Here is a 2,737-nt window from a genome sequence, read left to right on the forward strand (position 1 = left end):
TCCCTTGACTGTTTAAATATCTTAGTAAAGCGTTGCGTGGTACATTATATTCACCACTTAGTACATCTAATCGCTTGACTTGTTCGTCCAATTGTTGTGAGCTGTCAAACTCCGTATTTAGAGTGTTCTGAAGTGTTTCCGGAAACTGTGCAGTAGAGGAAGCACCTTGAGAAACAAAAGCTTTGTTAATGGTTGTAGGAGATTCTTTCTTAATTGGATTCATTAATCGGTGTTGGTAACGTTGTTCATTCATTATTTCCTCTTGTGTTGGCGGGTACACTTGATCAGACAGTTCTGGATGTAAAATGATTGTGATATCGGTCCCCATGATATCTTTTCCCATCTCTTGAAGACAGGCTGCCCAATGAAGATGAGCGCGATCGTCGGTCATTGCTGCTATTTGGTTGATCTTAGTGAAGTACTTCACTTGAACTAAGTTTTCTTGAGGTGTAATCACTTCATCATTGTCTGGTTCAAGTGATAGCTCGGGAATTAAATCACCAGGCTCCACCACCTTCGGAAACTCAGATTCTCTGGCTGTATCCCATAGGGCTTGCGTAAACGAAGTACAAACTCCACCAAATTTCTTTTTCAGTGAATCGAATTCATCGTTTGAAATCTCCCTTATACTTCCTGGCGGGAGCGGTCCCTTCTCGCGCAGCCATTTGGAAACTGCTCTAGTCAGAGTTGATCCAAAAGGGCCGTATAAGGTAATGAACTGAGGGGATTCTACTTTTTTTCTCTTTTCACTATATCCATGCCCATGTATGACCTTAGATAGTGGATCTGAAGTGCTAAGGTGTTTGTTTATAGCCTGGATTAACTTTTGTCTGTTTTCCTCTGATGGATTAAATGGGGCATCGCCATACTTTTCGTAATACTCGTTAGTGTCTGCATTATAAAGATGAAGATAGAGATCATCGAAATACATATTTTGTTTCAGCGGATGCTTAATCCACTTCCCTTGAACTACATTTTTTGGTGCTGACTGTATGGATTCAGCCTTCGACTTCACCGGTGACGGGGAAGTGAGCATGCGTCCAACCCTCTGATTGCCTATGCTTTTTTGGAGTTGTAAGACATTGCTATAGAATGATGAATGTTGTGTCATCGTGTTAGACGAAGGTTGTTTTTGATAAGATGAATGCGCTCCTGATGTATGGTTAGATACACCTTGATTGAATTTCATAAATTTCCTCCTTTATTACAAAAGGGAATATCCTTGGGTAATATTCTCCACAAAATGGTAATCCCCTCTAATTTGAAGAGGAGAGTATTTATGTAAATTATATTGAATGCTTGATAATTGTAATTACGTCTTACAGCTGCCACTTATCAAGGAAAGAACAATTTATTGAGACAGAGCACCATTGAACATATAAATCCTAATGGCTGGAATCCAAACGAAATGGACGATCATATCTTTAGAGCTTTGGTTGAAAGCATTCGGAAACACGGTGTGCTGCAGCCGATCCTTGTCAGAAGTGATATGACTATCGTTAAGGGCGAGAAGCGCTGGCGAACTTCTAAGGAGGTTGGGCTTGTTGTTGATCAGTCTTAGCCATCTACGTGGCCGGAGCAACGTGGAACTGCTAGCATCGCTCCTGGAGGAGTTATCGGCTCATTATTCGATCCAAGAACTATCCATTCAGACCGGCTTTCAAATGGAAGAGGAACAATTATGAATGACGATATGCCCGCAGAAGAGTTTGCGGGCTTTTTGGATTCTGTTTTTTCTTGCTGCACTTCAGTTATGGATTCGAACACGGTCGTCCATTGGGAAGTGTCCCGGGGGGATGTCACAAAGTATGTTCACCCCACACAGAAGCCGTTGGAGCTTCTGCAGATCCCTATCGGGAACAGCAGCCAGCGTGGGGATATTGTATTGGACTTCTTTGGCGACAGCGGCTCGACGCTGATGACTTGTGAGCAGATGGATAGGACTTGCAGGACGTTAGAATTGGCCCCAGTATTGTGTGATGTTATTAAGAAGAGATTCTATGAGTATCCCGGGGTTGAGCCGGTTCTTTTAAGCGAAACCTGGCATTGTGCGACTTTCGTCATCGGCAACCTTTTTTTCACAAACAGCCTTTGGTTTACATACATTAACCCGTGACAATTGACTATATCCATTGAGATGGAGGACGTTTTATGAATAACACTTTCATGCCCCAATATGAATATTCTGGTGAACCATATTGGGGGTTACAAACGGTTACGGAGGACCGACAGCCCCATCCAATTTTAGTGATGGCCAGCCAAACTGCCCCAAATCAAATTTTAATGACGTATGATCAACGATGTGATATAGCGTCAGCAACGAATGTTTCAAATTACTGGATTAGAAGCAATATGGGTCCTGCGGGTATCGCGGGCGTGGGTATGAAGGGAGCTTTAACGGCATCCAATGCAATACGTCCTGATATGGCGATGATTACACCTACAGACAATTCGAGAATGAGTTTTGTCATTACATTCAGGGTTAACGCTATGCGTGGAGTCATGTATACTGTGCTCCCTTGTTTTGTTAATTTAGAAGGAATGACAGGCTTCATGGGAGAAAACTGGGGTCCATTTAGCCGAAACATGTTTATCGGCATGTAAAGAAGAAAGTGGAACAACTTGCGACGATGCGCTTTTATAGCCATCGTTTTTTGTTAGAAATATGTACGTGTTGATTAAACTTATTCGAATAATAAATAATTTTTGTCCTAAACGCATAGTCCGAACTTGTCTG

4 protein-coding genes and 1 pseudogene are annotated in these 2,737 nt (G+C 42.2%); 4 read left to right on the top strand and 1 reads right to left on the bottom strand.

Annotation, left to right across the window (positions count from 1 at the left end):
• Window positions 1-1,189 (bottom strand): hypothetical protein (locus AC1DUA_RS32680; protein WP_477503698.1); only part of this gene is annotated, 1,189 nt, incomplete at its 3' end.
• 165 nt (window positions 1,190-1,354) lie between these two features.
• Here AC1DUA_RS32680 and AC1DUA_RS32685 point away from each other — a divergent pair.
• The 4 genes and pseudogenes from AC1DUA_RS32685 (at window position 1,355) to AC1DUA_RS32700 (ending at window position 2,604) form a co-directional block, all read left to right on the top strand.
• Window positions 1,355-1,561: a ParB/RepB/Spo0J family partition protein gene (locus AC1DUA_RS32685; protein ID WP_477503699.1), complete on the top strand. Its 207-nt coding sequence runs from the start codon at window positions 1,355-1,357 to the stop codon at window positions 1,559-1,561.
• On the top strand, window positions 1,545-1,685 hold the full coding sequence (locus tag AC1DUA_RS32690; RefSeq protein WP_477503700.1) for a hypothetical protein: 141 nt from the start codon (window positions 1,545-1,547) through the stop codon (window positions 1,683-1,685). The genes AC1DUA_RS32685 and AC1DUA_RS32690 overlap by 17 nt, the downstream gene beginning before the upstream one ends.
• Window positions 1,661-2,116, top strand: a pseudogene (locus AC1DUA_RS32695) (DNA methyltransferase); the annotation flags it as partial. The gene AC1DUA_RS32690 and the pseudogene AC1DUA_RS32695, both read left to right, overlap by 25 nt.
• Before the next feature lie 134 nt (window positions 2,117-2,250).
• Complete coding sequence (locus AC1DUA_RS32700; protein WP_477503701.1) at window positions 2,251-2,604, top strand: hypothetical protein; 354 nt, start codon at window positions 2,251-2,253, stop codon at window positions 2,602-2,604.
• The last annotated feature ends 133 nt before the right edge of the window (window positions 2,605-2,737 follow it).

The organism is Paenibacillus sp. 01T422 (genome assembly GCF_056398785.1).